The 26,834-nt window shown below is 41.1% G+C and carries 27 protein-coding genes; 17 read left to right on the top strand and 10 right to left on the bottom strand.

Translation table 11 applies throughout. The features are described from left to right. Positions 1–133: 133 nt before the first annotated feature. Both CSV77_RS16955 and CSV77_RS13425 read right to left on the bottom strand, forming a co-directional pair. The gene (locus tag CSV77_RS16955) at positions 134–286 is read right to left on the bottom strand and encodes a hypothetical protein (RefSeq protein WP_158232078.1); all 153 of its coding nucleotides are present in this window, start codon (positions 284–286) and stop codon (positions 134–136) included. 44 nt (positions 287–330) lie between these two features. Further along, a complete protein-coding gene (locus CSV77_RS13425) occupies positions 331–534 on the bottom strand; it encodes a YheE family protein (RefSeq protein WP_099630610.1) in 204 nt (67 codons plus the stop codon). Positions 535–617: 83 nt separating this feature from the next. On the opposite strand from CSV77_RS13425, the gene CSV77_RS13420 reads away from it, so the two are divergent. Beyond that, positions 618–1,010 carry a ferritin family protein gene (locus tag CSV77_RS13420; RefSeq protein ID WP_099630611.1) on the top strand — a complete coding sequence of 131 codons (393 nt, stop codon included), beginning with the start codon at positions 618–620 and terminating at the stop codon, positions 1,008–1,010. A 1-nt stretch (position 1,011) separates the two neighbouring features. Here the strand turns inward: CSV77_RS13420 and CSV77_RS13415 are convergent, their stop codons facing one another. Continuing rightward, positions 1,012–1,791 carry an ABC transporter substrate-binding protein gene (locus CSV77_RS13415; RefSeq protein ID WP_099673785.1) on the bottom strand — a complete coding sequence of 260 codons (780 nt, stop codon included), beginning with the start codon at positions 1,789–1,791 and terminating at the stop codon, positions 1,012–1,014. A 173-nt stretch (positions 1,792–1,964) separates the two neighbouring features. Between CSV77_RS13415 and CSV77_RS13410 the strand changes: the two genes are divergently transcribed. The 4 genes from CSV77_RS13410 to CSV77_RS13395 all read left to right on the top strand — a co-directional run bounded on the left by CSV77_RS13410 (position 1,965) and on the right by CSV77_RS13395 (position 5,954). Next, a complete protein-coding gene (locus CSV77_RS13410) occupies positions 1,965–3,122 on the top strand; it encodes a DUF445 domain-containing protein (protein ID WP_099673784.1) in 1,158 nt (385 codons plus the stop codon). An 11-nt stretch (positions 3,123–3,133) separates the two neighbouring features. After that, a complete protein-coding gene (locus CSV77_RS13405) occupies positions 3,134–3,484 on the top strand; it encodes a YlbF/YmcA family competence regulator (protein ID WP_099673783.1) in 351 nt (116 codons plus the stop codon). A gap of 61 nt (positions 3,485–3,545) precedes the next feature. Further along, the gene (locus tag CSV77_RS13400) at positions 3,546–5,054 is read left to right on the top strand and encodes a coproporphyrinogen III oxidase (protein ID WP_099673782.1); all 1,509 of its coding nucleotides are present in this window, start codon (positions 3,546–3,548) and stop codon (positions 5,052–5,054) included. A gap of 117 nt (positions 5,055–5,171) precedes the next feature. Further along, complete coding sequence (locus CSV77_RS13395; RefSeq protein WP_099637081.1) at positions 5,172–5,954, top strand: enoyl-CoA hydratase; 783 nt, start codon at positions 5,172–5,174, stop codon at positions 5,952–5,954. A gap of 64 nt (positions 5,955–6,018) precedes the next feature. Here the strand turns inward: CSV77_RS13395 and mgsA are convergent, their stop codons facing one another. Next, a complete protein-coding gene (mgsA, locus tag CSV77_RS13390; RefSeq protein WP_199171380.1) occupies positions 6,019–6,423 on the bottom strand; it encodes a methylglyoxal synthase in 405 nt (134 codons plus the stop codon). A 172-nt stretch (positions 6,424–6,595) separates the two neighbouring features. Continuing rightward, positions 6,596–6,781: a YhzD family protein gene (locus CSV77_RS13385; protein ID WP_099673780.1), complete on the bottom strand. Its 186-nt coding sequence runs from the start codon at positions 6,779–6,781 to the stop codon at positions 6,596–6,598. 185 nt (positions 6,782–6,966) lie between these two features. Between CSV77_RS13385 and CSV77_RS13380 the strand changes: the two genes are divergently transcribed. The 5 genes from CSV77_RS13380 (at position 6,967) to yhaM (ending at position 14,511) form a co-directional block, all read left to right on the top strand. Then, complete coding sequence (locus CSV77_RS13380; RefSeq protein ID WP_099673779.1) at positions 6,967–7,866, top strand: ABC transporter ATP-binding protein; 900 nt, start codon at positions 6,967–6,969, stop codon at positions 7,864–7,866. Next, positions 7,859–9,118 (top strand): ABC transporter permease, encoded by a 1,260-nt coding sequence (locus CSV77_RS13375; RefSeq protein ID WP_099673778.1) that lies wholly within the window; start codon positions 7,859–7,861, stop codon positions 9,116–9,118. Before CSV77_RS13380 ends, CSV77_RS13375 begins: the two co-directional genes overlap by 8 nt. A 398-nt stretch (positions 9,119–9,516) precedes the next feature. Next, positions 9,517–10,719 carry a metallophosphoesterase family protein gene (locus CSV77_RS13370; protein ID WP_099673777.1) on the top strand — a complete coding sequence of 401 codons (1,203 nt, stop codon included), beginning with the start codon at positions 9,517–9,519 and terminating at the stop codon, positions 10,717–10,719. Position 10,720: 1 nt separating this feature from the next. After that, positions 10,721–13,573, top strand: a complete 2,853-nt coding sequence (locus tag CSV77_RS13365; protein ID WP_099673776.1) for an ATP-binding protein — start codon at positions 10,721–10,723, stop codon at positions 13,571–13,573. Further along, positions 13,573–14,511, top strand: a complete 939-nt coding sequence (gene yhaM, locus CSV77_RS13360; RefSeq protein ID WP_099630622.1) for a 3'-5' exoribonuclease YhaM — start codon at positions 13,573–13,575, stop codon at positions 14,509–14,511. The genes CSV77_RS13365 and yhaM overlap by 1 nt, the downstream gene beginning before the upstream one ends. 205 nt (positions 14,512–14,716) lie before the next feature. Here the strand turns inward: yhaM and CSV77_RS13355 are convergent, their stop codons facing one another. Beyond that, the gene (locus CSV77_RS13355; protein WP_099630623.1) at positions 14,717–15,673 is read right to left on the bottom strand and encodes a peptidylprolyl isomerase; all 957 of its coding nucleotides are present in this window, start codon (positions 15,671–15,673) and stop codon (positions 14,717–14,719) included. Between the two features lie 159 nt (positions 15,674–15,832). Between CSV77_RS13355 and CSV77_RS13350 the strand changes: the two genes are divergently transcribed. Further along, positions 15,833–15,934 carry a YjcZ family sporulation protein gene (locus CSV77_RS13350; RefSeq protein WP_099630624.1) on the top strand — a complete coding sequence of 34 codons (102 nt, stop codon included), beginning with the start codon at positions 15,833–15,835 and terminating at the stop codon, positions 15,932–15,934. Positions 15,935–15,976: 42 nt separating this feature from the next. On the opposite strand, the gene CSV77_RS13345 is transcribed toward CSV77_RS13350, so the two are convergent. The 4 genes from CSV77_RS13345 to CSV77_RS13330 all read right to left on the bottom strand — a co-directional run bounded on the left by CSV77_RS13345 (position 15,977) and on the right by CSV77_RS13330 (position 17,962). Beyond that, a complete protein-coding gene (locus CSV77_RS13345) occupies positions 15,977–16,162 on the bottom strand; it encodes a hypothetical protein (protein ID WP_099630625.1) in 186 nt (61 codons plus the stop codon). A gap of 86 nt (positions 16,163–16,248) precedes the next feature. Further along, positions 16,249–16,812, bottom strand: coding sequence for an HTH-type transcriptional regulator Hpr (locus tag CSV77_RS13340; protein ID WP_099673775.1), 564 nt, complete (start codon positions 16,810–16,812; stop codon positions 16,249–16,251). A gap of 178 nt (positions 16,813–16,990) precedes the next feature. After that, positions 16,991–17,347 carry a YtxH domain-containing protein gene (locus CSV77_RS13335; protein WP_099637084.1) on the bottom strand — a complete coding sequence of 119 codons (357 nt, stop codon included), beginning with the start codon at positions 17,345–17,347 and terminating at the stop codon, positions 16,991–16,993. 189 nt (positions 17,348–17,536) lie between these two features. After that, complete coding sequence (locus CSV77_RS13330) at positions 17,537–17,962, bottom strand: HIT family protein (protein ID WP_099630628.1); 426 nt, start codon at positions 17,960–17,962, stop codon at positions 17,537–17,539. A 121-nt stretch (positions 17,963–18,083) separates the two neighbouring features. On the opposite strand from CSV77_RS13330, the gene CSV77_RS13325 reads away from it, so the two are divergent. The 6 genes from CSV77_RS13325 (at position 18,084) to CSV77_RS13300 (ending at position 26,713) form a co-directional block, all read left to right on the top strand. Then, a complete protein-coding gene (locus CSV77_RS13325) occupies positions 18,084–18,830 on the top strand; it encodes an ABC transporter ATP-binding protein (RefSeq protein ID WP_099630629.1) in 747 nt (248 codons plus the stop codon). Next, the gene (locus tag CSV77_RS13320) at positions 18,814–20,025 is read left to right on the top strand and encodes an ABC transporter permease (RefSeq protein WP_099673774.1); all 1,212 of its coding nucleotides are present in this window, start codon (positions 18,814–18,816) and stop codon (positions 20,023–20,025) included. The genes CSV77_RS13325 and CSV77_RS13320 overlap by 17 nt, the downstream gene beginning before the upstream one ends. A gap of 192 nt (positions 20,026–20,217) precedes the next feature. After that, complete coding sequence (locus tag CSV77_RS13315; RefSeq protein WP_099630631.1) at positions 20,218–20,475, top strand: IDEAL domain-containing protein; 258 nt, start codon at positions 20,218–20,220, stop codon at positions 20,473–20,475. A 208-nt stretch (positions 20,476–20,683) separates the two neighbouring features. Further along, on the top strand, positions 20,684–22,666 hold the full coding sequence (gene uvrB / locus CSV77_RS13310; RefSeq protein WP_099630632.1) for an excinuclease ABC subunit UvrB: 1,983 nt from the start codon (positions 20,684–20,686) through the stop codon (positions 22,664–22,666). Positions 22,667–22,673: 7 nt separating this feature from the next. After that, positions 22,674–25,541 (top strand): excinuclease ABC subunit UvrA, encoded by a 2,868-nt coding sequence (uvrA, locus tag CSV77_RS13305; RefSeq protein ID WP_099673773.1) that lies wholly within the window; start codon positions 22,674–22,676, stop codon positions 25,539–25,541. 80 nt (positions 25,542–25,621) lie between these two features. Beyond that, positions 25,622–26,713, top strand: a complete 1,092-nt coding sequence (locus CSV77_RS13300; RefSeq protein WP_099673772.1) for a DUF4097 family beta strand repeat-containing protein — start codon at positions 25,622–25,624, stop codon at positions 26,711–26,713. Positions 26,714–26,834: the final 121 nt, after the last annotated feature.

Below are 26,834 nucleotides of genomic sequence, written 5' to 3'. Positions count from 1 at the left end.
AGTGAAACCACTATCCATTTACATTTAATTTTGTTATTTTTAAAGTTTTAAAAAATCTTTTAAAAAATCTTTTAAAAAAGACTGAAGACCATGTCCTTTACATAAGGAAAGTCTTCAATCTTAGGCAATATTTTTACTCACCGTATTTTGGCTGGGTTTCTTTAAATGCGTTTTGCTCGTTGGGGATGTGGCTTTTGTCTTCAAAGACATTTTCAGTTTTTTGGTTTTGTACTCTCAACCGCTCTTTTTCTAACTGTTGTTTACCTTTTGATTGTTCTTTGCCCATAAAAGCACCTCCTCTAGTTAGAGGATGGTCGGTTTAGATGGATCTCATTCATAGACGTGGAAAGTCATGAGATCGTGGACCATTAGGACGATCTTTTCTTCGTCTGGCGGTGTGCCATTTGTCCAATTGATCGTGCCGTCTTTATGGTAATCACCTTTATATTGTTTGTTCTGGTAATAAAATGAGATAGTCCAACCCGGTAGATCAGTATCTTCAAACATTTTTTTATGACTGAAGTGTTGTAGCATCTTGTTTTCTCCTTTATTGTTCCATTAGTGATATCCTGTTCGTTCATTTCATAAACTGACCAAAAGGACGAAAGGATGAGTGTGTGTTTGTTACTCAACTACGTAATGCGATTGAGGAAAAGTATAAATCATATTTTTATTATAAGTCCATGTACCAGCTGACGAATGATTTGTTATGGCAGGAATTCATTCGCCATGCGTATGAGGATGAAAAAAGTCATTACGAGATGTTCCAGCAGCTTCATTATATAATGACAAAAGAGTTTGTGCCGAATCCGAAAAAGCCAGCGCCTTGTACGAATTTGAAAGAATCAGCTAAAAATGCGCTAGTTAATGAACTTGAAGCAGTGGAACAGTGTAAGGAACTGTTTTTGACGATTCCTTTTGAAGAGGCATATGATCCGATTTTTATCGCTTTACATGATGATATGGAGCATGCTATTCGAATGTCTACCATATTCAATGGAGTAAATTAAATCAAACATCGAAGGAAAAGTCTTTGAAATAATCGGCACCTTCAAGCATTCGAACCCCATACCAGAACATTTCGCCATCAATTAGCTGGATCCTTGAATTAGGTAACATGTCCTGGAACTGAATTTGTTGTTTTTCCTTAAATGGATAGGGTTCAGATGATAGCAAGACTAAGTCGAGATCAGCTTCCTTAAATTGTTCTTCCGTTACAGCTGGATAGCGGTCAGATGATTCCGCGAAAGGTGTGATGAAACCGAGTTTTTGTAATAACGAGTTGATATAGGTGTCTTTGCCGACAACCATATACGGCTTTTGCCAAATGACATAAGCAACTCGTGCAGCAGGAAGTGTGGGGAGCGTCGTGAATGCTTGCTTGATTTCCGCGACAAGCGATTTTGATTGTTGCTCATGATCAGTCAACGATCCCATATCTGTAATCATTCTATAAGCTTGTTCGATCGTCTGCACTTCCGCTACATATACCGGATAGAACTCGGAAAGAATTTCGACCATCTCTTTTGTGTTTTCTTCTTTTTCCATAATAATTAAATCGGGCTGTACTTCATGTGTTTTTTCCAACTTCAAATCTTTCGTTCCTGCGACTGCGGGAACGTTCTTAACCTGTTCAGGATATTTACAATACCTTGTGCGTCCAACAATTTCTTTTCCAAGTCCAATTCCGAATAAAGTTTCTGTAATACCAGGACATAATGTGACGATTCGTTTGGGTGGGAAATTATACACAACGGTTCTTCCTAAGTGGTCGATAATTTCTTTTTTCAATGAAATGATTGCCTCCTTTAATGGTACGTGAAAACATAGGATTGTGGTAAGTAATACTCTACTTGCAACGTACCTGAACTGCTATCAAATGTAAAGTCAGAAATCTCCGCCTCTAATTGCTTTTCATTCAGCTGGTTTTTGTTATAATTGGAACGAAGACCAAGTGGAATAAGGTGAAGCGATTGAAAATAGTACTAACTATTTTGTTCATGGCGTTTATTGGCGCGTTGATTGGTGGAGTAACGAATCATCTGGCGATCAAGATGCTGTTTAGGCCACATGAGGCAAAATACATTGGAAAAACACGTTTGCCGTTTACACCCGGCTTGATTCCGAAGCGCCGAAATGAATTGGCGACTCAGCTTGGAAAAACAGTGACAAATTATTTGCTGACACCTGACCTATTCCGGAAAAAGATGTTGACTCCTGGAATGGAAAAGCGTGTAGAGACATTTATCCAAAGTCAAATGGATAAATACATCCTGCAATCAGATAAGACCTTGAACGATTGGCTCAAGCTTGCGGGTGCCGACAAACTTCCAGAACAAGTGGAAGACAAGTTGATCACATTAATTGATCAACAATTGTATGAAATGAAAGTTAAAGTAACAACAGGTACAGTGGAGGAAGTTATGCCGCTTCGTTGGCAACAACAAATCGAAGAAAGAATTCCTTTAGCCTCTGACTTTGTACTAATTCGCGCAAGTCAATTTGTGGATTCAGCAGAAGGAAGACAGACATTCCAAAAGTTGATCGATGATTTCTTGGCTTCAAAAGGGACATTCGGTGGCATGCTCAATATGTTTTTTGGAGAATCGGAGTCGCTGGTCGGCAAGGTTCAACGGGAAGCATTGAGATTTATAGAAGCGCCTGGAACAAAAGAATTATTAGATAAACTGATTTGGAAAGAGTGGCAAAATGTTCAGCAACAACCAATGGAACAGTTGACGTCTGGATTCGACTTTGATAGTGTGTTTGCTTCAGTGAGAAAGTATGCACTGGATCAATTGGCACTACAAGAAAGACTCGATCACAGTTTGTCACATTATTGGCCACAAGGATCCACATGGACGGCTAACAATGTGACACCACAAATTGTCAACTTTTTATTCACACAGGCTGAAGCGCACCTTGAACAATCATTAAGAAAGCTAAAACTTGATGAGCTGGTGAAAGAGCAAGTAGACACGTTCCCTGTGGCTGTTCTAGAAGATCTAGTTCTCGGCATTTCACGCAGAGAGTTTAAAATGATTACGGTTCTGGGCGCATTTCTTGGTGGTATCATAGGAATTGTGCAAGGAGTTATTGCACTTATATTAAATGGATTGTAGGAGGAGATAGTATGTCAGTAAACATTTATGATGATATGAACAAATTGGAATCTACTTTACGTAAAACAGATGAGTATGTAGCGGTGAAAACAGCAATGGCCGATGTGAAAGGTGACGAACAGGCTCTTGCATTGTTCGAAAGCTTCCGCGAAATCCAAATGAATTTACAACAGAAACAAATGGCTGGTGAAGAGATTGAAGGAGATGAGCTTGAGCACGCACAGAAAACAGCGCAACTTGCTCAAGAAAACCCGAAAATCTTGGCTATGCTGACTGCTGAAATGAAGCTTAGCGAATTGATTGAAGAAGTAAACCGTGTAGTATTGAAACCGATTCAAGATTTATATGAAGGCTTTAATTAATAGATACATCGAAACCGGCCTTGGCCGGTTTTTTTCAACAGATGGAGAGTAGGAGAAAATCATGCAACAATTACATGTAAATCAACAATTCCCCCAAGATTGGATACGAATGTTTACACACTTGGCCAATTTATTTTTTGAACAGTCTAAAATAGTTACGGAACAGACAGATGATACAGCAATTGAATTACGGTTTACCGAGGAATACGAAGAATCACCAAGTGTAACGGTGGATATTCAATGGCAAGGTAAGCAGTATACATCGCGTTTTGCCGAAGAGATAAAGGAAATAGAAGAACGCGGGCAAATACGTCAGCGTAAAAGAATGTATTCCCACGTATTGCTAGATGCGCTAGAACAAGCAACTGGAATGAATCAAGAGTGGGGGATCCTAACGGGAATCCGACCTACAAAGTTGTATCATATGTATCGTCAAGATGGCCATACGGTTGCGGAAGCAAAGCAGCTACTTCAGCAACGGCATAGGGTATCCGTACGAAAAAGTGAATTGATTGCAGAAATTGCAGACGTTCAACTGAATGCATTGCCAGATTTGTATTCATTGAAAGAACAAGTGAGTATATATATTGGCATACCGTTTTGTCCAACAAAATGTGCGTATTGCACGTTCCCAGCCTATGCAATTCATCGAAAAAGTGGACGAGTGGAAACATTCCTAGACGGCTTGCATGAAGAAATGCGCGCGATGGGTAAATGGTTAAAAGAGCGTGATATTCGTATTACGACAATTTATTTCGGTGGCGGAACACCCACGTCTATTGAAGCAGATGAAATGGATGCACTCTATCAAACGATGGTGGACTCATTCCCTTATATGGAACATGTTCGTGAAGTGACGGTGGAAGCCGGGCGTCCTGATACGATTACGGTACCGAAACTCGAAGTACTGAAGAAGTGGGGCATAGATCGAATCAGTGTCAATCCACAGTCCTATACGGATGAAACATTGAAAGCAATCGGCCGTCATCACACGGTACAGGAAACAATCGATAAATATTGGTTGTCCCGAGAGCAAGGAATGCGCAATATTAATATGGACTTAATCATCGGTTTGCCGAATGAAGGTCTTGAAGAATTCGAACACTCATTGGCTGAAACAGAAAAGATGCAGCCGGAATCTTTGACCATCCATACATTGTCGTTCAAGCGTGCTTCTGAAATGACACGGAATAAGGACAAGTACCAAGTGGCGGATCGGGAAACTGTAGGAAAAATGATGACACGCGGAGAAGAATGGTCGCGCGATAACGGCTATATACCCTACTATCTATACCGCCAGAAAAACATTTTAGGAAATCTTGAAAATGTCGGTTATTCCAAACCAGGTGAAGAAAGTCTTTATAACATATTGATCATGGAAGAAGCACAGACCATTATCGGTTTAGGTTGCGGAGCTTCAAGCAAGTTCATGGAACCGGCAACTGGCAAGCTGACGCAATTCCATAACCCAAAAGAACCTGGCGCCTATATAGTAGGGTTTGAAGAGGCCATAGATAAGAAAATAGCGTATTTGGAAGAGTTATTTCCGTCTTCAGAAACAATAAAATAATACGGATTCCCTCGTCGTAACTGATCGAGGGAATTTTTTTTGTTAAAGTTATGCAAATGCTCAGGTAATTGTGTATAATATAATGAATGAACAACCATTCATATAAAGGGGGATTTAATTTTGACAAAACAAATCAAAGTGGAAATTGAAGGAAGATTAGCAACAGTAACCTTTAACCAACCTGAAGTAATGAACGCGATGGATGGAGTTATGATGAAAGAATTGACAGATATCGTAGATCAACTAAAAGACAATTCATCAGTACATGTCGTACTGTTCAGGGGAGCAGGTCGAGCATTTTCCGCCGGTGGCAACGTCAAGGCGATGCTTGACCCGAGTAGCCCGATGAAAATGGAAGATATTATGATCGACTTATCCAGATTGGCATTATCTATGTATAGCATGCCGCAAATCACGATCGCATCTGTACACGGTGCAGCAGCTGGGCTTGGATGCAGTATCGCAATTGCATGCGATGTTGTCATTGCGGAAGAATCCAGTAAAATTGCAATGAACTTTATCGGCATTGGACTCGTACCAGATGGTGGCGGTCACTTCTTCCTGAAGGAACGCGTAGGTATAGCCAGAGCTAAACAACTCATTTGGTCCGGGAAAGTACTGGATGGAAAAAGTGCCATGCATATCGGACTCGTTGATGAAGCGGTAGCAGACGGAGAAGCGTGGAATACGGCACAACAACGTGCTCAAGTTATCCTACACTCCCCAACAGCTTCCATGGCCGCAACAAAGAAAATACTCCATGCAACAGGCATCGCTGAACTCGAGAAAATCTTGAAGCTTGAAGGCGAAGCACAAGTAGCTATGCGCTCAACTACTGATCATCGCGAAGGCGTACAGGCATTTATTGAAAAAAGAAAACCGAGCTTCACAGGCCAATAAATGGAAAGAAGACGCGCTATGAAAACTGCGCGTCTCGTTTATATCTATGATCATTTTTATAGAATTATTGATACTTAGCGGCTGTTTCTCTCCATGAGAAATAGCCTTTTTCTATAGCACGCAATAGTAACTCCGCTGAAGCTAAATTCGTAGCGAGAGGTATACCATAGACGTCACATAATCGAAGTAAGGCGCTCACATCAGGTTCATGTGGCTGTGCAGTCAACGGATCACGGAAAAATAAAATTAAATCTAGCTTACCCGTCGCGATCATGGCACCTATCTGTTGATCACCACCGAGTGGACCCGACATGAGTCGTGTGACAGAAAGATCGGTTTCCTTCATGATGCGTAATCCTGTTGTGCCCGTTGCGTAAAGAGTATGTTTAGCAAAAATCTGCTCGTAAGCAATTGTGAAATTGACTAATTCAGCCTTTTTTTCATCATGCGCAATCAAAGCAATGTTCAAACGAGTCACTTCCTTCTACGAATTCTTGACGACCATAGCGTATCACAAAATTCTGAAAAAATCTTGTGCTATTTGTATAAAAATTTGTAACTGTGCGCAATACAATATCCCTCTGTTCAGGATTATCGTATAAAAAACAAAACCTCCTCAAAATGGAGATTTTGTCAGTTGTTCATGTATGGAATAATAATAGTTTACCAAGAGGGGAAGCTAGGCGGTGTGTTCGCTCGAGCAAATCTTTTTCTGTCAGTAGCAGATGACCTTGTTCTTTTGCTGCATCATCAGATTCCGCAGTGAAAGTCTCTTCTGTAATTAATGAACCATCTTTTTCGTACGCTGTTAGTTTGTAGGTTTTCATTATATCGCCTCCATCATCTTTTACCTAGTATACTATGAATCGTGCGAAATGAATAATGATTCATTTAATAGAAGTGCAAAAAGTTACTTCATGTTAGAATGTAGTGGAAGAATATTTATGATTGTGAAACATATTGTCTTTTGGAACGTAGAACGAGATAGAGAGTATTGAAGGAGATGATGTGTATGGCTTTGGAATTGGAACGAGTAACTAAACGATTTGGCGATTTCACAGCAGTGGATCAGCTGTCATTGACGGTGGAAGAAGGAACGATGTACGGATTCCTTGGAGCGAACGGTGCAGGGAAGACCACTACATTTCGAATGATTTTGGGATTATTAACCCCGACAGAAGGAAATATTTCATGGAATGGTCGCACGATTTCGTATGAAACGAGTCCGCTAATTGGCTATTTGCCTGAAGAGCGAGGTCTTTATCCAAAAATGAAAGTGCTAGATCAGTTAATCTTTCTTGGACAGCTGCGCGGAATGAAAAAGTCCGCAGCGAAAAGTGCAGCACTTCATTGGTTGGATCGTTTCGAAGTACCACAAAATACAAATAAAAAGGTAGAAGAATTATCGAAGGGGAATCAGCAAAAGATACAAGTCATTGCTGCATTATTACATAATCCCCAATTACTTATCTTGGATGAACCGTTCTCGGGACTTGATCCAGTTAACGTAGAGATGTTAAAAAAAGCAATCGTAGACTTCCGTAACAGCGGGGCAACGATTCTATTCTCTAGCCACCGCATGGATCATGTGGAAGAGTTATGTGAGCAACTCAGTATTATTCACCATGGCAAACAATTAGTCAGTGGAAATTTGCGTGACGTTAAACGTTCATTCGGCAAACAAAATGTCCGGATTCGTGCAGACTTTCCTTTAATGGAGCTAGAGAGCATCGAAGGCGTAACGACAACTCATCACTCATTAGAAGGTGCAGTCTTTCAAGTGGAGGATGAACGAGTGGCGCATACGTTGTTGCAAGCAGCGTTGCTAAAGGGACCGATTCGTCAGTTTGAAATAGAAGAACCATCTTTGCAAGACATATTCATTGCGAAAGTGGGGAATGAGCATGCGTGAATTTTGGATTATTTTCAAACAAAGCTTCTTAACTAAAGCTAAAACAAAATCATTTTTCATTACGACACTTATTATGGTAGCAGGGATTTTTCTTTTCGCGAATTTGCCGAGCATTATGGAAAAGGTCGGTAAAATGATGGGGAATGAAGAAGATGATCGTGTACTGGTTGTTGATGAAAGTGGAGTGTTATTTGACCGTCTGCTTGAACATCTTCAGCAAAATGAGCAAGGAATTTCATTAGAGCTGACAGAAGACACGAAAGATCAGCTGTTAGAGCAAGTAAAATCGGAAGAAATTGCCTCGTTCATGGAATTAAGTTTCGATGCGGATCAAACGATTCAAGCGAATTACACTACAAGCAGTCTAGTAGATCAATTTTTACCTTCTGCTCTGCAAGACGCATTACAGAACATTCAAACCGAGGTGAAAGCTGAAAGGCTCTCTCTATCTGTTGAACAAGTTTCCGAGTTGTTTGCACCCATTCAATTTGAGAAACATAATATTTCAGAAACAGCAAAATCAGAAGAAGAACTAAACCAAGCTCGTATCTTGGTGTATGTATTGATGTTCGTTATTTACTTTGCCGTTATTATTTATTCATCGATGATTGCAACCGAAGTCGCAACTGAAAAATCCTCACGCGTGATGGAAATTCTTATCTCGAGCGTATCGCCTGTTAAACATATGTTTGCGAAAGTACTAGGAATCGGATCACTCGGGATTGTGCAAATTCTCGTCTATGCAGTGTCAGGATTTTTAGCATATAGACTTTCTTCCACAGGAGAGAAAAATGAGCTATCTGCATTCTTTAGTTTAGAAAACCTAGAAGTAAGTACACTTATTTACGCTGTGATATTCTTCTTACTCGGCTATTTCTTATACGCCACACTCGCGGCCTTGCTTGGCTCGTTAGTGAGTCGTACAGAAGATGTTCAGCAAATGATTATGCCGATGTCGTTGCTGATTGTTGCAGCCTTCATCATCGCAGCAACTGGACTTGGGAATCCAGAATTGGGCTATTTGAAAATCGCGTCGTTCATCCCATTCTTCGCTCCCCTTGTCATGTTCCTACGAGTAGGCATGCTTGACTTACCTTTATGGGAGCCTTTGCTCTCGATAGGAATCATGGTTGTGACCATCTTCATCCTTGGCTGGTTCGGAGCAAAGGTGTACCGTGGCGGTGTCTTGATGTATGGGCCATCCCGTTCATTGAAGGACTTGAAGAAGGCTATACAGCTTGGAAAAGAATAGGTTTAAGTGTCCCAAGAAGTCACAGTGCTTCTTGGGATATTCTTTTTTCGTGGATTCAAGTTCAAGTGTAAGTGGGGTCAGTGACCATGAAGGGATGGAAGCTCCAGCTGACGGACGCTTTCCCATGAGCCCGCGTCCGTCTCAATCCTATTTTTATTTGTGGATGGATGTAGATCACTTTTTGGCGATAGCGTCATAATTGGTTATGTCTTTCAACTTAGTTAAGTTTAGTGTAGCGATCTACTTAACTATTACTCTAACCTTCCCATTCAGAAAGAGTCCGCCTGGAACGTCGATCAACGGTGCCTTCAAGTCACCTCATTTATAGATGTTCACTTTCCAGTAATAGATGATATATGGTAAAATAGGAACGAGTATTCGTGGAAGAGGTGCGATCTATGGAACCTATACGTTTTTTACATACAGCCGACCTGCACTTGGACAGCCCCTTTATAGGCATGGCCGCAGCAGGTCCGGACGAGCTAGCCAGACTGCAGCAGTCCACATTCGCTGCATTCGACCGATTTATAGCCTACGCAGTCAAAGAGCGACCGGATTTCATTGTCATTGTTGGCGATATTTACGACGGTGAAGACCGTAGCTTGCGTGCGCAAATTCGTTTCCAGCAAGGTATGCAACAACTTCAAAAAGTGAATATCCCTGTCTATCTATCATACGGAAATCATGATCACTTGGCGGGCAGATGGACTAGAGTTTCATTGCCTGAAAATGTCCATGTGTTTTCTGAACAAGTAGAACAAAAACAATTGGCTATCCGTGACGAGATAATATACTTACACGGCTTCAGTTATCCGCAGCGCCATGTGAAAGAACCAATGATTAGGGATTATCCGGAAGCTACTGACGGAATACATATCGGTCTATTACACGGAAGTGTGGCAGGAGATGTAGAGCACGCTGTCTATGCGCCGTTTACAGTCAGTGAATTGCAAGATAAGCACTATCAATACTGGGCGCTTGGGCATATTCATAAACGCCAACTATTATCAGAGGAACCACCGATCGTCTATCCCGGCAATATTCAAGGTCGTCATCGCAATGAATCAGGACAGAAAGGTTTTTATGATGTCCTGTTGACTTCGACTCAGACGTCCATGAAATTTGTAGGCACATCGGATATTATGTACACTTCATTGACTGTTTCGTGCGAAGGAATTGAATACGCAGATGACTGGATTTCTGCTTGTCAGGAAGCGATAGATCAACTGACAGCTGAAGCCGGTAGCGTCGTCGTGGAGTTAGTGATGGAACAGACGGAAGGCCTTACAAACGACTTGGCTAGAGTGGAAGGGGAATGGCTCGACATTTTGCGAGAACAGTATGAAGCTATAGAACCATTTGTGTGGATATCAGCAATTGAATGGCCACCAATCCATGATTCAGTAGTTCCGAATTCTTTACTGGAACCGGTGGAAAGAACCATTTCTTCTTGGGAAACGAATGACTGGCATGATTTGGTGAAAGAAGTATACAGTCATAAAGCCGGTCGTTATTTAGAGGCATTGAAGCCTGTGGATTTTGAGCGGTTGAAACAGCAGGCAACTGCATTGCTTAAGAATGAACTGTTGAAGGAGAGCTGAAATGAAAATCCAGAAAATACTTCTTTATGGATTCGGTCAGCATGAGAATCTAGAAATTAATCTGCGCCCCGGTATGAATCTTTTGTATGGACCGAATGAAGCGGGGAAGACGACCATTCAGCAAGCCATCCTTCATATTTTATTTGGATTTCCTCAAAAGAATCAACAGGAATTGCGCTATGAGCCGAAAACAGGTGGTAAATATGGCGGCTGTCTGTATATAGAAGATCATGAGTATGGTAATTGGATGATTGAGCGGGTGCGTGGTAAGTCCTCAGGTGACGTCTTAATCCGTTTTGAAGATGGGCGCATTATGGAGGAAGCCGAACTAAAGAGGTTATTGAGAGGTTATGATCGACAAGCATTTGAATCTATATTCTCTTTCTCCTTATTCCAATTACAAGGTCTCGAGAAGATGGATGAAAATGATTTAAGCCGTACATTACTTGCATCCGGAACGACCGGCCTGGATACACTTTGGAAAGTGGAAAAGAAGATGGAGAAAGAAATGGGTAGCCTCTTCAAAAAGTCTGGGAAAATACCACAGATGAATAAAAAACTGACCGAAATACGTGAACTTGAACAAGCGATGCAAAAAGAGCAGCAGAAGCTATCGTTGTATGAACCGCTTACTAGTCGCAAGCAAGAACTCGACGAGCAAGTGGCGACTTTACGCTTGGAAGAGCAACGTCTTTATAAGCAGTCTGAAGAACAACGAATTGCCATGCAAATTGTTCCGCTACAGCAACAACGTAATCAATTACTTGAACAACTTTCCCACTTGACAGATACATTCCCAGCGGCAGGCATCCGACGGTACGAGGAACTGGCTAGTAAACAATCCGAATTGCAATTAAAGAAAACACGTCTAGAGAAAGAACAAGCGGAATGGCAATCGGAATGGATCGATTTACGGCCTACTAGTGAAAGGCAACAGTTAGAGCGCTGGGTCACACAAGAAGCAGAGTGGCATCGGTTACGTACGGACCGAATTTCTGCTGAACAAGAAATCCGTTTGCTCGAAAAGAAACTACAGCAACTCAGTAATCGTTTAGGATTAACCCCTGATCAGCAGTTGTCGATAGGGAAGATGGATGTTTCCATCCAACGTGAACGCCAGCTTGAACCAATCCTCGAAGAACAGAAAGAGTTGGATCAGCAATTAAAAGCATTGCAACGTCTTCTCGCGGAAGCGGAAAGTGAACGGCAGGAATCAGAGCAACGAAAAGAACATACTGAACGTATGCAATTGACTGAATCTGAACGAAAGAAACTGACGGCCTTGCCCGAACTGCAACGTCAGCTCGCGGAAGCTAAATTCATTATATCTGCGTCGGATAAGCAGGCATCGAATCAGATGGTTCCAGTAATTATTATGCTCATTGGCCTAGCGATTGGGGCATATAGTGTCTTGCAGCAGCAATGGTTGTTCACGTGCCTCGGTATAGTAATGGTGGCGGTCGGTGCTTGGTTATGGAAACAACGACCCGATTCTGTATCAGATCAGCAATCGTTCATTCGAAATAATGAACCGTTAGTAGCAGAACTCGAAAGACTAGCTGAGCGTGATGAGCTGCAACAGCGTGACCAACGGCAAGTGGCAGCAGAGATTGAAAGGCTGGATCACAAATTACAGAAATATGCGGAAGAAATGGAACAACTTTACGAACAGAAACAACAAGCGGTGAAGAAATGGCAAGACCTGTTGCAAGATGAACCATTCGATTTGACATTCAATATTCAGGAAAGCTTCCGCCTACTGCGCGAGTTCCAGGATGCGGAAATAGATCAGAAAACATGGCGGCTACGTTTACTAACCGCGACGCAACACGTACAGTCGCTAATTAAAGAAGTGGAAAAAGTGCTCGGACCTGTCGCGGAAGAAGGTTTATTTGAAAGAATTCGCCAAGAACTACTTCATCAGAATAGCTTGCAAGAAAAGCAGTTAAGCAAGCAAAAAACAGTACTTGAAATCAAAGAGCAATTACTAGAAACAAATGAGCTGTTGGAAACGACAACAGCGGAAATTTTACAATTGTTTACGATCGTTGGCGTATCAGAAAAAGAGCAATTTTATACAGCGTATCAGCAAGATCAAGATGCACAATTGCTGAAACGACAGCTAAAAGAAGTAGAAGCCCAGCTTTCCTTATACAATAAGGAACCATTGGTAAAAGAGTGGACTATACCGGAACTAGAACGACAACGCAGCGAGACGACGAACCGCCTTCAAATAATACGGCAAGAAGTAGAAGCGCTTGTAGATGAGCAAGTCAAAGTAGGGCATGAAATCTCACAAATGGGTACCAGTCAGTCGTACAGTGAGCTCCAGCAGTTAGTAGAAGTGCGAAAAGCCGAGTTGGAAGAAATGACAGAGCAATGGGTAATCCGTAAAGCTGTCCGTGAGTCGATTCGACAGACGATGAGTGAGTGGAAAGAACATCAATTGCCAGCCGTACTCATTCAAGCGAATAAATGGTTTAGCTATTTAACAGGGGATCGGTACGCGACGATTGGTTTAACGGCAGAAGGTTATTTTGAGGCAGTCACTGCCGAGGGACAAACGTTCATGATCAATGAGCTCAGTCAAGCTACAAAAGAACAAGCTTATCTTTCTTTACGACTAGCGTTAGCCTATGAATTATCAGAGCGTGCCCCGTTCCCAATCATTATGGATGACCCATTTGTTCACTTTGATAATGAGCGACTTTCGCGTATGATAGAAATACTTACGGAGTTACAGCCATCACATCAATTTCTGTACTTTACTTGCCATCAAGAAATGAAATTGAAATGGCCAAGTGAACCTCATACAATTGAGATTGGACGAAAAGTAAAAGGGGAGATTTACTGATGAAAAAACTACTTGACTATCAAGTCGGTGAAACGATCGATATGTATTTATTGATTAAGCAGGCAACAAAAGGCGTCACACAGCAGGGGAGTCCGTTCATGACGTTGATTCTGCAAGATAAAAGTGGGGACCTTGAAGCAAAACTTTGGGATGCGGGTGAAGAACAAGCCCAGATGTATCAGGGAGCGACCATCGTAAAAGTAGGTGGAGAAATCCATGAATACCGCGGGAAAAACCAACTTCGTCTTAAAGCAATCCGTCCTGTAAAAGAAGATGAAGGCGTGACAATTGCAGATTTAGTACCGTCTGCTGAAAAGAGTAAGGAAGTATTGCTAGACGAATTGATGCAATATTTCTTTGAAATGAAAAATCCACAAATTCAGCGTGTTACCCGTCATTTACTGAAGAAGCATCAGCAGGACTTCGTGTTATATCCAGCAGCTACGAGAAATCATCATGACTACGTATCCGGCTTGCTAGATCATGTAGTTTCGATGCTGAAACTTGGCAAGGCGATTGCGGAATTGTATCCGACGTTGAACAAAGACTTGCTGTATGCAGGAATTATTTTGCATGACATCGGAAAGGTCATCGAGTTGTCAGGTCCAGTCGGCACGCAGTATACGATTGAAGGGAACTTGCTAGGTCATATTACGATCATGGTCAATGAAATTTCCAAGGCAGCAGAAGAGCTGGAGATCGATGGTGAAGAAGTGATGTTACTTCAGCATATGGTGTTGTCTCATCACGGTAAAGAGGAGTGGGGCAGTCCAAAGCGCCCGATGTTGAAAGAGGCGGAAATTCTTCATTATATCGATAATATTGATGCGAAGATGAATATGCTAAACCGCGTAATGTCAAAGACTACGCCAGGCGAGTTCTCCGAGCGCGTATTCCCGCTAGATAACCGTTCGTTCTACAAGCCTACTTTTGAATAAACTACTATGGAACGGGGCACGACCCGTTGCAAAATAATAAATTTTGTTAAGTTGTGGTTTTAACAAGAAGAACGGTGGCATGAAGATACTGAGTTTTTACTTATCATTGTAATAAAAAGAAAACAGGCAAACAGTACGATTATAAAAACACAAAAAAGGTCTGCCAGTGGAAGTCATAACTTCCAAGGCAGACCTTTTTCATATATTACTTACCTTCTTTAACTTCCACTTCAGCATCGTCAGCTGGAGCATCTTCTGCAGGTGCTTTTTCGTCAGTTGGAGTACCTTCTTCAGCCGGTTGCTCTTCCATCTTGAACAAATCAAGTGCAGATTTTAAATCTTCATCTTTAATTTTTACATCTGCTGCTTTCACTAGCTTTGCAACTTTACTCAATAGCTCGTTTTCATCAGCCTTTTCCATCAATAGTTCATGACGGATTTCGTCTTTCTTTTCATCCGTAATCTTTTTATCATCAGTTTTGCGCTTTTCTTTTACTTCGATGATATGGAAGCCGTTATCTGATTGAACAGGCTCACTGATTTTACCTGGCTCTAAGTCATATGCAGCGTTCCAGAATTCAGGAACCATTACACCGTAAGCGAACCAGTCAAGATCTCCACCTTCATCTTTAGAGCCTGGGTCAGTGGAGTATTCTTTTGCTACTTTTGCAAAGTCTTCTCCCTTATCCAACTTTTCTTTTACTTCTTTTGCTGTCTTTTCATCTTCAACTAAGATGTGACGAGCGTTGATTTCTGATTGAGATTCTTCGAGACGCTTGTTTAACTCTTCGTCAGAGACTTCAATGCCGTCAGTCAATGCAGCTTCTTGCAATTTATTCAAACGAATCATTTTCTTGAAGCTCTCAGGTGTTTGACCTTGTTGAGCTAAGAAAGCTTCGAAGTTTTCACCCAGTTGTTCTTTGTTTTTTTCAAATTCTGCGTCTACTTGCTTATCGTCTACATTATACTTGTCATCCAGAACCTTTTCTAAGATGATCATTTGTAGAGCTTGTTCACCAACAGATGTTTTCATTTCTTGATAAAATTCATCTTTCGTTACATCTCCTGCTTTGGACGTCATAACTTTTTCATCCCCGCCAGAACAAGCGGATAAAGCTGCAACCGAAGCTGCAAGTGTAAATGCTAACATCTTCTTTTTCATGTAATTAACTCCCCTAATCTAAGTATAGATTCTGATTATTCTTCAAGTAAACACTATATCATATAACGTATGAAAAACAAAAAGGTTCCATTCATCTGAAACAGCCCAACCGGTTTTTTCTACTTTCGCATAGGATACAATGTGAAAGGGGGTGCCTTCATGAGCGGTTACTCACAGGGCGGATCAGGTTCATCTTGCTTTGCTTTAATTGTTGTGTTGTTCATTTTGTTGATCATCGTCGGTGCAGCATTCTGTTATTAAAAAATGCCCTGCCTCCAGCAATGGGGGCGGGCATACATAGTGTCAGGCACTAAAGAATACTTCTACATATAAGGATAAAATGAGGATCGTGATCAGAATGTTTACAGTTCGATAAATCTTTGGCTGCTTATCTTCTGGAATCTCTCTAGATTGGCAAAGAGCAAATGTCATTTTATTAATTTGATATAAGTAGAACAATGAAAATAGAATGGTAATTGCAATAACCATTATAGACCTCCTCTTTCTGCTTCTATACTATCATAGCAGAATTTGTGATCAAAAGGAAAAAACTACACTGTCTAAAGAGCAGGTGATTAAGACTCTACTTTAGATTTTATAAGGTAATCATTTGAATCGACATATGTCTTCTCAATGTTCTGAAAACCGCGTTCGAAAATGTCCATAAAATCATCTCCATAAATGTTACGCAATACTGACATGACTTCTAGGAATTCAGGGAATTTGCCATAAATATCACGAATAGGGAGGGAACTCTGAAGTACGCTATAATCTTCATTATGGTAATTTTCATTCATCTGGATGAGTAATGCTTTGCCTTTTTCTGAAACTGTTACATAGGTATTACGTCGGTCATCTTCTTTTTTTGAGAAATATAAAAGCTGGCGTTGTTCCAATTTTTTTGAGAAGTTAAAGGCGGTTGAGACATGCATTACACCAAACTTTGCGATGTCTGAAATGGTAGCACCTTCCAAATGGTAGGCGATCCATAAAATATGATGTTCATTAATATTGAGTTCATACGGCTTAATCCATTGTTGCCAATCCTTCTCTACAGCTTTCCATAATGCCTTGGACATTTGGGCTACACGCTGATTGAAGATCATGGCGTCTTTACGTGAAATATTTTGATCGGCCATCGAGACACCTGCTTTCTTTCTGTCATTTTATTTATTATACCAAAAAAACAACAAATAAAGAAGACGGAATAATAAAATAAATTAGTTTGAGTGTATATCCCATAGAATGCAGCTGTTTTACTATGGGTACGCACTCAAAGATTAGCAAGTGAACAACTGGTGCCTAAATGGAAATACGTTAGCGAGCTCCAATTGATTTTTCGAGATCATCCAAAGCTGCTTGAATTGCAGAAATCTCTTTCTCTAAGCGCTTCTTATTGTGTTCGGTCGAGCGCTTCCAGTCGGCTACAGAAACCTTCATTTCTTCGACAGTTTCTGGTACAAGCTCTTTTGCTTCCTTCGTTAGATCGGTTACAGAATCTTTTAGATCCGCGACTTGCCCTTTGACATCTTTCAACTTATCCTTCAATTCGAGTGATGCATTTTTGACACTGTCACGCAGTTCACTTCCGGCTTTTGGTGTAGAATATAGAACAGTTACCGCAGAAGTAACAGCACCTGCCGCCAGACCAATAAAGAATGTGGACGCTTTCATATAGAGAACACTCCTTTTGTATAGTTATTATTTTATTAAAGCATGTTAGTGCATAGTTGAGCAAGATATGAATGAAATATTATACAACCAAAAGCTTTTCTAACGGTTTGAAGAAGTGGACAGAAGAGTAGAATTCCTTTTGAGTGATGAAGAAAAACATCGTACGCTTCTGCCTACAACCTCCCCATGTTATTCTTGCAGTCGTCTAGAAATATGGGTAGCTAATTCAGACACTACGTTCATCGGGAACTGTTCTACTTTTGTATCAAATTCTACTTTCAGCCCATCTGATTTGTCATAGCGCGGTATTAAATGCATATGGAAATGATAGACTGACTGACCTGCGAAAGAGCCATTGTTTTGCAATAAATTCATTCCACACGGTTGAAATTCTTCTTTTAATGCATTGGCGATTTTTGGTGCCACTTTAAATAAATTCGCGGCTTCATCTTCAGTTAATTCATACACATTTTCACGATGTGTTTTAGGAATTAGGAGTACGTGTCCTTTCGTGACGGGCATAATATCCATAAAGGCGATAACGTGATCATCCTCGTATACTTTTTCTCCTGGAATCGTTCCTTCTACAATTTTGCAGAAAATACATGAGGTCATTTCTACACTTCCTTTCATGTTTGGATGTATTGTAGCATATTTTCAGATAGTTAACGAAGACGGATAAAGCAATTTTACAATTTCTTTGCTAAAATAATACCAGAAGATAGGGGGAAAGATAATGGCAATCCTAGAACTAGAACACGTTACAGGTGGTTATACGCGCAGGCCTGTTTTACATGACCTTTCATTTCAGCTAGAAGAGGGGGAACTGGTCGGATTAATCGGTCTGAATGGCGCAGGAAAGAGTACAACAATCAAACATATTATCGGTGTGATGAATCCGCTTGAAGGAATAATCAAGATTGACGGGGCGACGTTTAGTGATAAAGAACATTACCGCCAATCATTCAGTTATATTCCAGAGACGCCAGTGTTATACGAGGAACTTACATTACAAGAACATTTAGAACTGACTGCGATGGCATATGGACTGGACAAGCAACAATTTGAAATCCGTACCGAACAGTTGCTGAAAGAGTTCCGTATGGAAAAACGTTTAAAGTGGTTTCCGGCTCACTTTTCCAAAGGTATGCGACAGAAAGTGATGATCATGTGTGCTTTTCTGGTAGAACCGAAATTATATATTATCGATGAGCCATTCGTTGGATTAGATCCATTGGCAATTCGCGCTTTGCTCGATCAAATCATTGAACGAAAAAATGCGGGTGCTTCTATTTTGATGTCGACTCACGTATTGGCAACGGCTGAGAAGTATTGTGATCGCATTATCTTGTTGCACGAAGGACGGGTACGTGCGAATGGGACGATGGACGACTTGCGCAAAGCATTCGGGCGACCAGATGCAACACTTGATGACTTATATATTGCCATGACTGAGGAAACTGATTATGAACAACATGCATGAAATTTGGGGACAGCGGTTCTTCCATTACGTCAATGAACTACAGAAATATATGCGCTATGTATTCACTGGACATTTGGCTATCGTTTTCATGTTTGCCATTGGAGCGGGTGGGTATGCATATAGTGAATGGCTAAAAGAAGTGCCTGTTACATTCCCTTCTGCCTTAATCATATCCGTTGTCCTTGCGCTTTTGTTAATGAAAGCTGCACCAACCACGTTACTCAAGCCGGCAGACATTGTTTTTTTCTTGCCATTAGAAAATCAATTGTCGAGTTATATGAGACGCTCGATCACTTGGTCGACGTTTTCACAACTTCCGCTACCATTGATTGCTATGGTAATTGCGTTGCCTTTATTAAAGGCAACAGAAGTGGGAACGAGCATTGATTATCTTCTTGTATTGTTGGTGATCATTGTGTTTAAAGGACTGTTTGTAGGAACTGAATACAGCGTTCGTATTGCGAATCATGACTTCGTTTGGCCGGATCGTGTTCTTCGACTGGTTTTAACATTTTTAACGATTCAATTCGCACTTACTTGGAGTACAGTTGCCATCTTTATCGGAATTCTTATCGCCATGCTCTATGCAAAGTTTTGGGATAAACAAGCAGCGCGTTATCCGTTTCCGTATGAGCAGTTTATTGAATTGGAACAAAATCGTATGATGCGTTTTTATCGATTTGCGAATTACTTCACGGAAGTACCGCATCTAGTTGGATCCGTGAGTAAGCGTAGCTGGTTAACGATGGCTATGAAACGTTCTACATTCAAGCGCAAGGATGTGCAAAAGTACTTAATCGTCAGGACATTTATTCGTACAGATGATACATTCTGGTTGTGGGTTAGATTAACGGCGTTGTCTGCATTGGGTGCGTTCTTAATACCGTTACCAATTGTATCTTTCATCTTTGTAGGAGCGCTAGCGTTTGCGACTGCTGTTCAGTTGATATTGGCACTTGAAGGTGGAGACGAGTTTACTATGGATCAGCTGTTTCCCGAAGAACAGGAAAAATCGCAAATCAAAGCGGTTCGTTCGTTAGTGAGAAAACTGATTTGGCTACATGCAATCATTCTATTACTTGCGGCATTACCGTTATACGGCCTAAGCATTATACCTGTTTTGATTGCGGCTATCGCACTCATTGTCGGTGAGGCAACGATCCGATTGACCAAAGAGCAAATGATAGAAATTTGATAATAGATACTAGTAAAGTTGAACTAAAGTTCATAATATAAGAATTGTCACAGAATCATCTGAATATATGTGCCTAGTAAATACTCCACTAACCACATTGAAATAATTCAAAAGTTCGAATAGTTAGAATAATGGTTGCGATTTATATTCTATTGCATATATAATTACTAAAAGGTATCAGGGGTGAGAGAGATGAATAATAACAACTCATATGCTGAATTTTTGAAAGCGGTAGGTAATAATAGCACTTCTCTCCAAGCGGAAAAGCTGCTGAACGAAATCTATTGGGATCTGTTTCTACAACACATTCACTGGGAACAAACACAATCGCGAATCATGTTATTGATTGACGATGCGCTGGATCAAAATGACAAAGAAGCATTCGACCTGTATACACAACAATTGCTCGACATTTCACAAGAACATGGATACGAACTTAAAACGAAATAATTTATTTATAGGCACTGCTAGGACAAAATCCTGGCAGTGTTTTTTATTTGTATAGAATGTCTTAGCTGTAAGTTTCTTTCACAAAGTACAAGGGTACAATAAAGTACATAGAGAGTTAGCTTAAAACGTACGTTCGTTATTTCTTTAGAAAAAACAATAGTTGTGGTAAAATAGAAGGATAGGTGTTTAAGAAGAGGAGTGGAACCATTTGAACGAAACATTTCAATTGCAGGCACCATATACACCGCAAGGAGATCAGCCAAAAGCGATCAATAGCCTTGTTAACGGCATAAAAGAAGGCAAGAAACATCAAACGTTACTTGGTGCAACGGGGACAGGTAAAACATTTACAGTTTCTAATGTACTGACGGAAATCAATAAACCTACACTGGTCATTGCCCACAATAAAACGTTGGCTGGCCAATTATATAGCGAGTTCAAAGAATTTTTTCCAGATAATGCGGTAGAATATTTTGTTAGCTTCTATGACTTTTATCAACCGGAAGCGTATGTGCCACAGACGGATACTTTTATTGAAAAGGACTCATCGATCAATGATGAAATCGATAAACTTCGTCACTCCGCAACTAGTGCTTTATTCGAGCGTAATGATGTATTGATTGTGGCATCTGTATCTTGTATTTACGGTCTTGGTTCACCAGAGGAATATAATGAAATGGTATTTTCATTACGCAAGGGAATGGAAATACCGCGTAATCAACTATTGCGCACGCTGGTGGACATTCAGTACGAACGCAATGATATTAATTTTACGCGGGGTACATTCCGTGTCAGAGGCGATGTAGTCGAAGTCTTCCCGGTGGCACGTGATGAGCGTTGTATACGTCTAGAGTTTTTCGGAGATGAAATTGAACGAATCCGTGAAGTGGATGCCTTAACAGGTGAAGTCATCGGTGATCGTGATCACGTGGCTATTTTCCCTGGTTCCCACTTCGTTACACGTGAAGGAAAATTATTAAAAGCAATTGAAAATATTGAAATTGAATTGGAAGAACAGCTTAAATATTTACGAGATAACGATAAGTTATTGGAAGCGCAACGCTTAGAACAACGGACGCGTTATGATCTGGAAATGATGCGAGAGATGGGCTTCTGTTCTGGCATTGAGAACTACTCCAGACATTTAACGTTGCGTGAAGCAGGTGCAACACCTTATACATTGCTAGATTACTTCCCTGACGATTTTTTGATTGTCGTGGATGAAAGTCACGTCTCTTTGCCGCAGATTCGCGGCATGTACAATGGAGACCAAGCGCGGAAAAAAGTATTGGTAGAACATGGTTTCCGCTTGCCTTCTGCATTGGACAACCGACCATTGATGTTTGAAGAATTTGAAAAGCATATTCGCCAAGCGATGTATATTTCAGCAACGCCGGGCCCTTATGAAATTGAGCATACAGACGAAATGGTAGAACAGATTATACGTCCTACAGGATTACTGGATCCAATCATTGAAGTGCGTCCTATTGAAGGACAAATTGATGATTTATTGGATGAAATACATCTTCGAATCGAGCGAGATGAACGTGTATTGATTACCACTCTGACGAAAAAAATGTCAGAAGACTTAACGGATTATTTAAAAGATATCGGGATTAAAGTTCAGTATCTCCATTCTGACGTTAAGACACTGGAACGTACAGAAATTATTCGCGAGTTACGGGTCGGTACGTATGATGTATTAATTGGGATCAACTTACTGCGTGAAGGGATCGACATCCCGGAAGTATCATTGGTTACGATTTTGGATGCGGATAAAGAAGGATTCTTGCGTTCAGAACGTGCGTTGATCCAGACAATTGGTCGCGCAGCACGTAACTCAGAAGGGCGCGTCATTATGTACGCAGATAAAATGACAGATTCGATGAAGAAAGCCATTGATGAAACGGAACGTCGTCGTGAAATTCAAATAGCTTATAATGAAGAACATGGTATAACGCCAACGACAATTGTCAAACCGATACGTGAATTGATCCGTGCGACTCAAGTGGCTGAAGAAACGGAATCGTATTTGCAAAAGGTGACGAACGGCAAGAAGTTATCGAAAGACGAGAAAGGCTTATTGCTAATCAAATTGGAAAAAGAAATGAAAGATGCAGCAAAAGCCTTGGACTTCGAAAGAGCTGCAGAGTTACGCGATACCGTAATAGAACTGAAAGCAGAAAGGTAGAGTCCGCATGAAAAATAAAGAACTTGTAATACAGGGAGCGAGAGCGAATAACCTGAGAGATATTACGGTGAAGATTCCACGCGATAAACTGGTTGTGCTTACGGGCCTGTCGGGTTCAGGCAAGTCTTCACTAGCTTTTGATACGATCTACGCGGAAGGGCAGCGCCGCTATGTGGAATCATTATCCGCATATGCGCGTCAGTTCCTTGGACAGATGGATAAACCAGACGTGGATTCTATAGAAGGATTGTCACCCGCCATTTCCATTGACCAAAAAACAACTAGTAAAAATCCACGGTCTACTGTAGGAACGGTGACAGAAATCTATGACTACTTGCGTTTACTCTATGCGAGAGTTGGGAAACCACATTGTCCATATCATGGCATTGAAATCTCTACGCAGACGATTCAACAGATGGTGGATCGTGTAGTTCAATTGCCTGAGCGTACAAGAATTCAAATTTTGGCTCCAATTATTTCAGAACGTAAAGGGACGCATGCTAAATTATTTGAAGATATCAAAAGACAAGGCTATGTACGCGTTCGAGTCAACGGTGAAACGATTGATTTGGATGATCATATAGAGTTAGATAAAAATAAAAAACATACGATTGAAATCGTCATCGATCGAATTGTCATGAAGGAAGGGGTCGAAACACGTCTAAGTGACTCGTTGGAATCCGCCTTGCGACTAGCTGACGGAAATGTGCTGGTAGATGTAATCGGTGAAGAAGAACTGTTTTTCAGTGAACACCACGCATGTCCAATTTGTGGATTCTCTATTGGCGAACTCGAACCACGTATGTTTTCATTTAACAGCCCATTCGGCGCTTGCCCTGAATGTGACGGACTTGGAATGAAACTCGAAGTGGATCCAGATTTAGTCATTCCAAATAGTGATTTGACGCTAAAAGAACACGCCATTGCCCCATGGGAGCCAACAAGCTCGCAGTATTATCCAGAACTCCTGAAGACGATTGCGAAGCACTATAAAATTCCAATGGATGTACCGGTTAGCGAATTGGCTGACTCGGATATTGAAAAACTGATGGTAGGATCGAGAAAAGAAAAGATTCGCTTCCGCTATACAAATGAATTTGGTAATACCCGTGATAGCGATATTTATTTCGAAGGGGTTTTGCGCAACGTTGAACGACGTTATCATGAGACATCATCAGACTACATTCGTGAGCAGATGAGTAAATATATGACAGAAAAGTCATGTCCTACTTGCACAGGCTACCGCCTAAAGCCCGAATCACTTGCGGTATTAGTGAATGGTCAGCATATCGGAAAAATCACGGAACGCTCGATTGTTGAAACGACAAAATTCTTTGACCAATTAATTCTTTCCGAGAAAGATACACAAATTGCAGATATGGTCCTAAAAGAAATCCAGGAACGCTTGGGCTTTTTGGTGAACGTAGGTCTCGACTATCTGAATTTATCTCGTTCAGCAGGGACATTATCTGGTGGAGAAGCACAACGAATTCGTTTGGCTACACAAATTGGATCACGTTTGACGGGTGTTCTATATATACTGGATGAACCTTCAATCGGGCTTCACCAGCGGGATAATGACAGACTAATTGGCACGTTACAAAGTATGCGAGATATCGGTAATACATTGATTGTTGTAGAACATGATGAGGACACGATGATGGCTGCGGACTATTTAATTGATATCGGTCCTGGCGCTGGTGTGGCAGGAGGAGAAGTGGTAGCTGCAGGTACACCTGCAAAAGTTATGAAAAACAAGAAATCGCTGACCGGACAATACTTAAGCGGAAAGAAATTCATTCCACTTCCGATTGAACGAAGATCACGTGATGAACGCAGCATTATCGTTAAAGGTGCTTCGGAGAACAATTTAAAGCATATCGACGCAGAATTCCCTCTCGGTCAATTTATTGCAGTTACTGGTGTTTCTGGTTCAGGTAAGAGTACATTGGTCAATGATATTTTGCATAGAACATTGGCTCAGAAATTGAATCGCTCCAAACAAAGACCTGGAAAGTTCGAGAGTATTAGTGGTGTGGAACATTTGGAAAAAATCATCGATATTGATCAATCACCAATCGGACGGACACCACGCTCCAATCCAGCTACGTATACAGGCGTTTTTGACGATATACGTGATGTCTTTGCGATGACGAATGAAGCAAAAGTTCGGGGCTATAAAAAAGGTCGCTTTAGTTTCAACGTAAAAGGTGGACGGTGTGAAGCATGCCGTGGAGATGGAATCATTAAAATCGAAATGCATTTCCTTCCGGATGTATATGTACCATGCGAAGTATGTCACGGCAAGCGGTATAACCGGGAAACGCTGGAAGTGAAATATAAAGGAAAAAATATTGCGGACGTACTGGAGATGACCGTGGAATATGCAGTGGTGTTTTTCGAGAATATCCCGAAAATCCACCGTAAATTACAGACGATAGTTGATGTAGGCTTAGGTTATGTTCAATTAGGTCAACCCGCAACGACACTATCAGGTGGGGAAGCCCAACGTGTGAAATTGGCTTCGGAATTGCATAAACGTTCCACGGGTAAATCGTTTTATATTTTAGACGAGCCGACAACGGGTTTGCACGTACATGACATTGCCAAGTTACTTGAAGTTCTTCAACGTCTAGTTGATGGGGGTAACACGGTTCTCGTTATTGAGCATAATTTGGATGTCATTAAGACGGTTGATTATATTATCGATATCGGTCCGGAAGGCGGAGACAAAGGCGGAGAAATTGTTGCAACGGGGACACCGGAAGAGATAGCAGAAGTTAAAGAGTCCTACACAGGGAAATATTTGAAAACCATCTTAGAAAGAGATCGAAATCGGATGAAGGAACAAATTCAAAGTGTAGTAACGAAATAGAAAATGAAACTTTTGTTCCGCAGAACCGTATAAATAGATAGTTGCTAAAAAAATTAGTCAAAACGAGGAGGAATCCGGATATGCAAAATGAACGCATACGAATACTAACGATGCTTGAAGAAGGTAAAATCACAGCTGATGAAGCATTGAAATTACTGGAAGCCATGGGTAAAGAATCTGAACAAGGAACAGCAGAAGAGAACTCTTCAGCTGATGCTTTCTTCGAGGATATCCGCAAAGAATTCGTCACAGCAGGTGACCGCTTCATGCAATTTATGGATACGGCCGTACACCGTGTGAAAAAATTCGATTTCGAAGCACCATTCAGCAAATCTGTCTCCTTTACACATACGGAAAGTAAATCGGTAGAAGATATCGAAGAAATTATCATCCATATTGACCATGGTACTGTAAAAGTTCATCCTTCTGACAATGACGAGATCATGGCGAAGTTCTCTGTAAAGCATTTTAATAATGATTCCGAAGCAGACGCGCTTAGTCAGTTCCTTGAAAAGTTATTGTTCGTAAAAGACGGCAATAAGTTGCGCATCGGAAGCGACTTGAAGATGTTACAAGTAAATGTCGATCTGTATGTACCGACTGCCACACCGTATAGTAAACTCTCTGTACGTTTAGTAAACGGTGGCTGTTCAGTGGATGGTGTAGATTTTAAAGATCTACGTATTAGAACTGCGAATGGTAAAATCGAATGTGCAGATAGTAAATTCGATGAAGCGAAGCTGGAAACTGCAAATGGTATGGTACGTTTATTAAAAGTTACCGGTGAAAAGTTAGAGGCTGAAACATTAAACGGTCGAGTTTATGTAGATGGCGCGGTAAATGATGTAGACGCAAAATCCCTAAACGGAAACGTGACGTTGACGACTTCATCCCCTGATGCAAAAAGATTAGAAGCGAAGTCTATCAGCGGTACGGTTGAAATTTACTTCCCGTCATCTTTAGGTCTAAAGGGAGAGATTTCATCCAACATGGGTAAGCTTGACTTACGGTTGAATGACGTATCACGTGTGGAAGAGCAAGAGCAGTTCTTGCACCGTACAATCCGTTTCAGCAAGAATGTGGAGGACGCAACGAAAGAGCCATTGCATGTTACGGGTGAATCCAAGACAGGTACTGTTATGGTCCGTTATAACTCTGTCGATATGGATTGATAGCTTAATGAAACACCTGCATTTGCCGTTTCTGGCGGTGCAGGTGTTTTTTGTATGTTTGTAATTAGATGGGGGCAGTCGCTTAGGGCGCTCATAAAATTCGTGTAAACGCTCATAGTTC

This window comes from Sporosarcina sp. P16b (assembly GCF_002743065.1).
Taxonomy (GTDB): domain Bacteria; phylum Bacillota; class Bacilli; order Bacillales_A; family Planococcaceae; genus Sporosarcina.
This window is presented reverse-complemented; position numbering and strand designations above follow the sequence as displayed.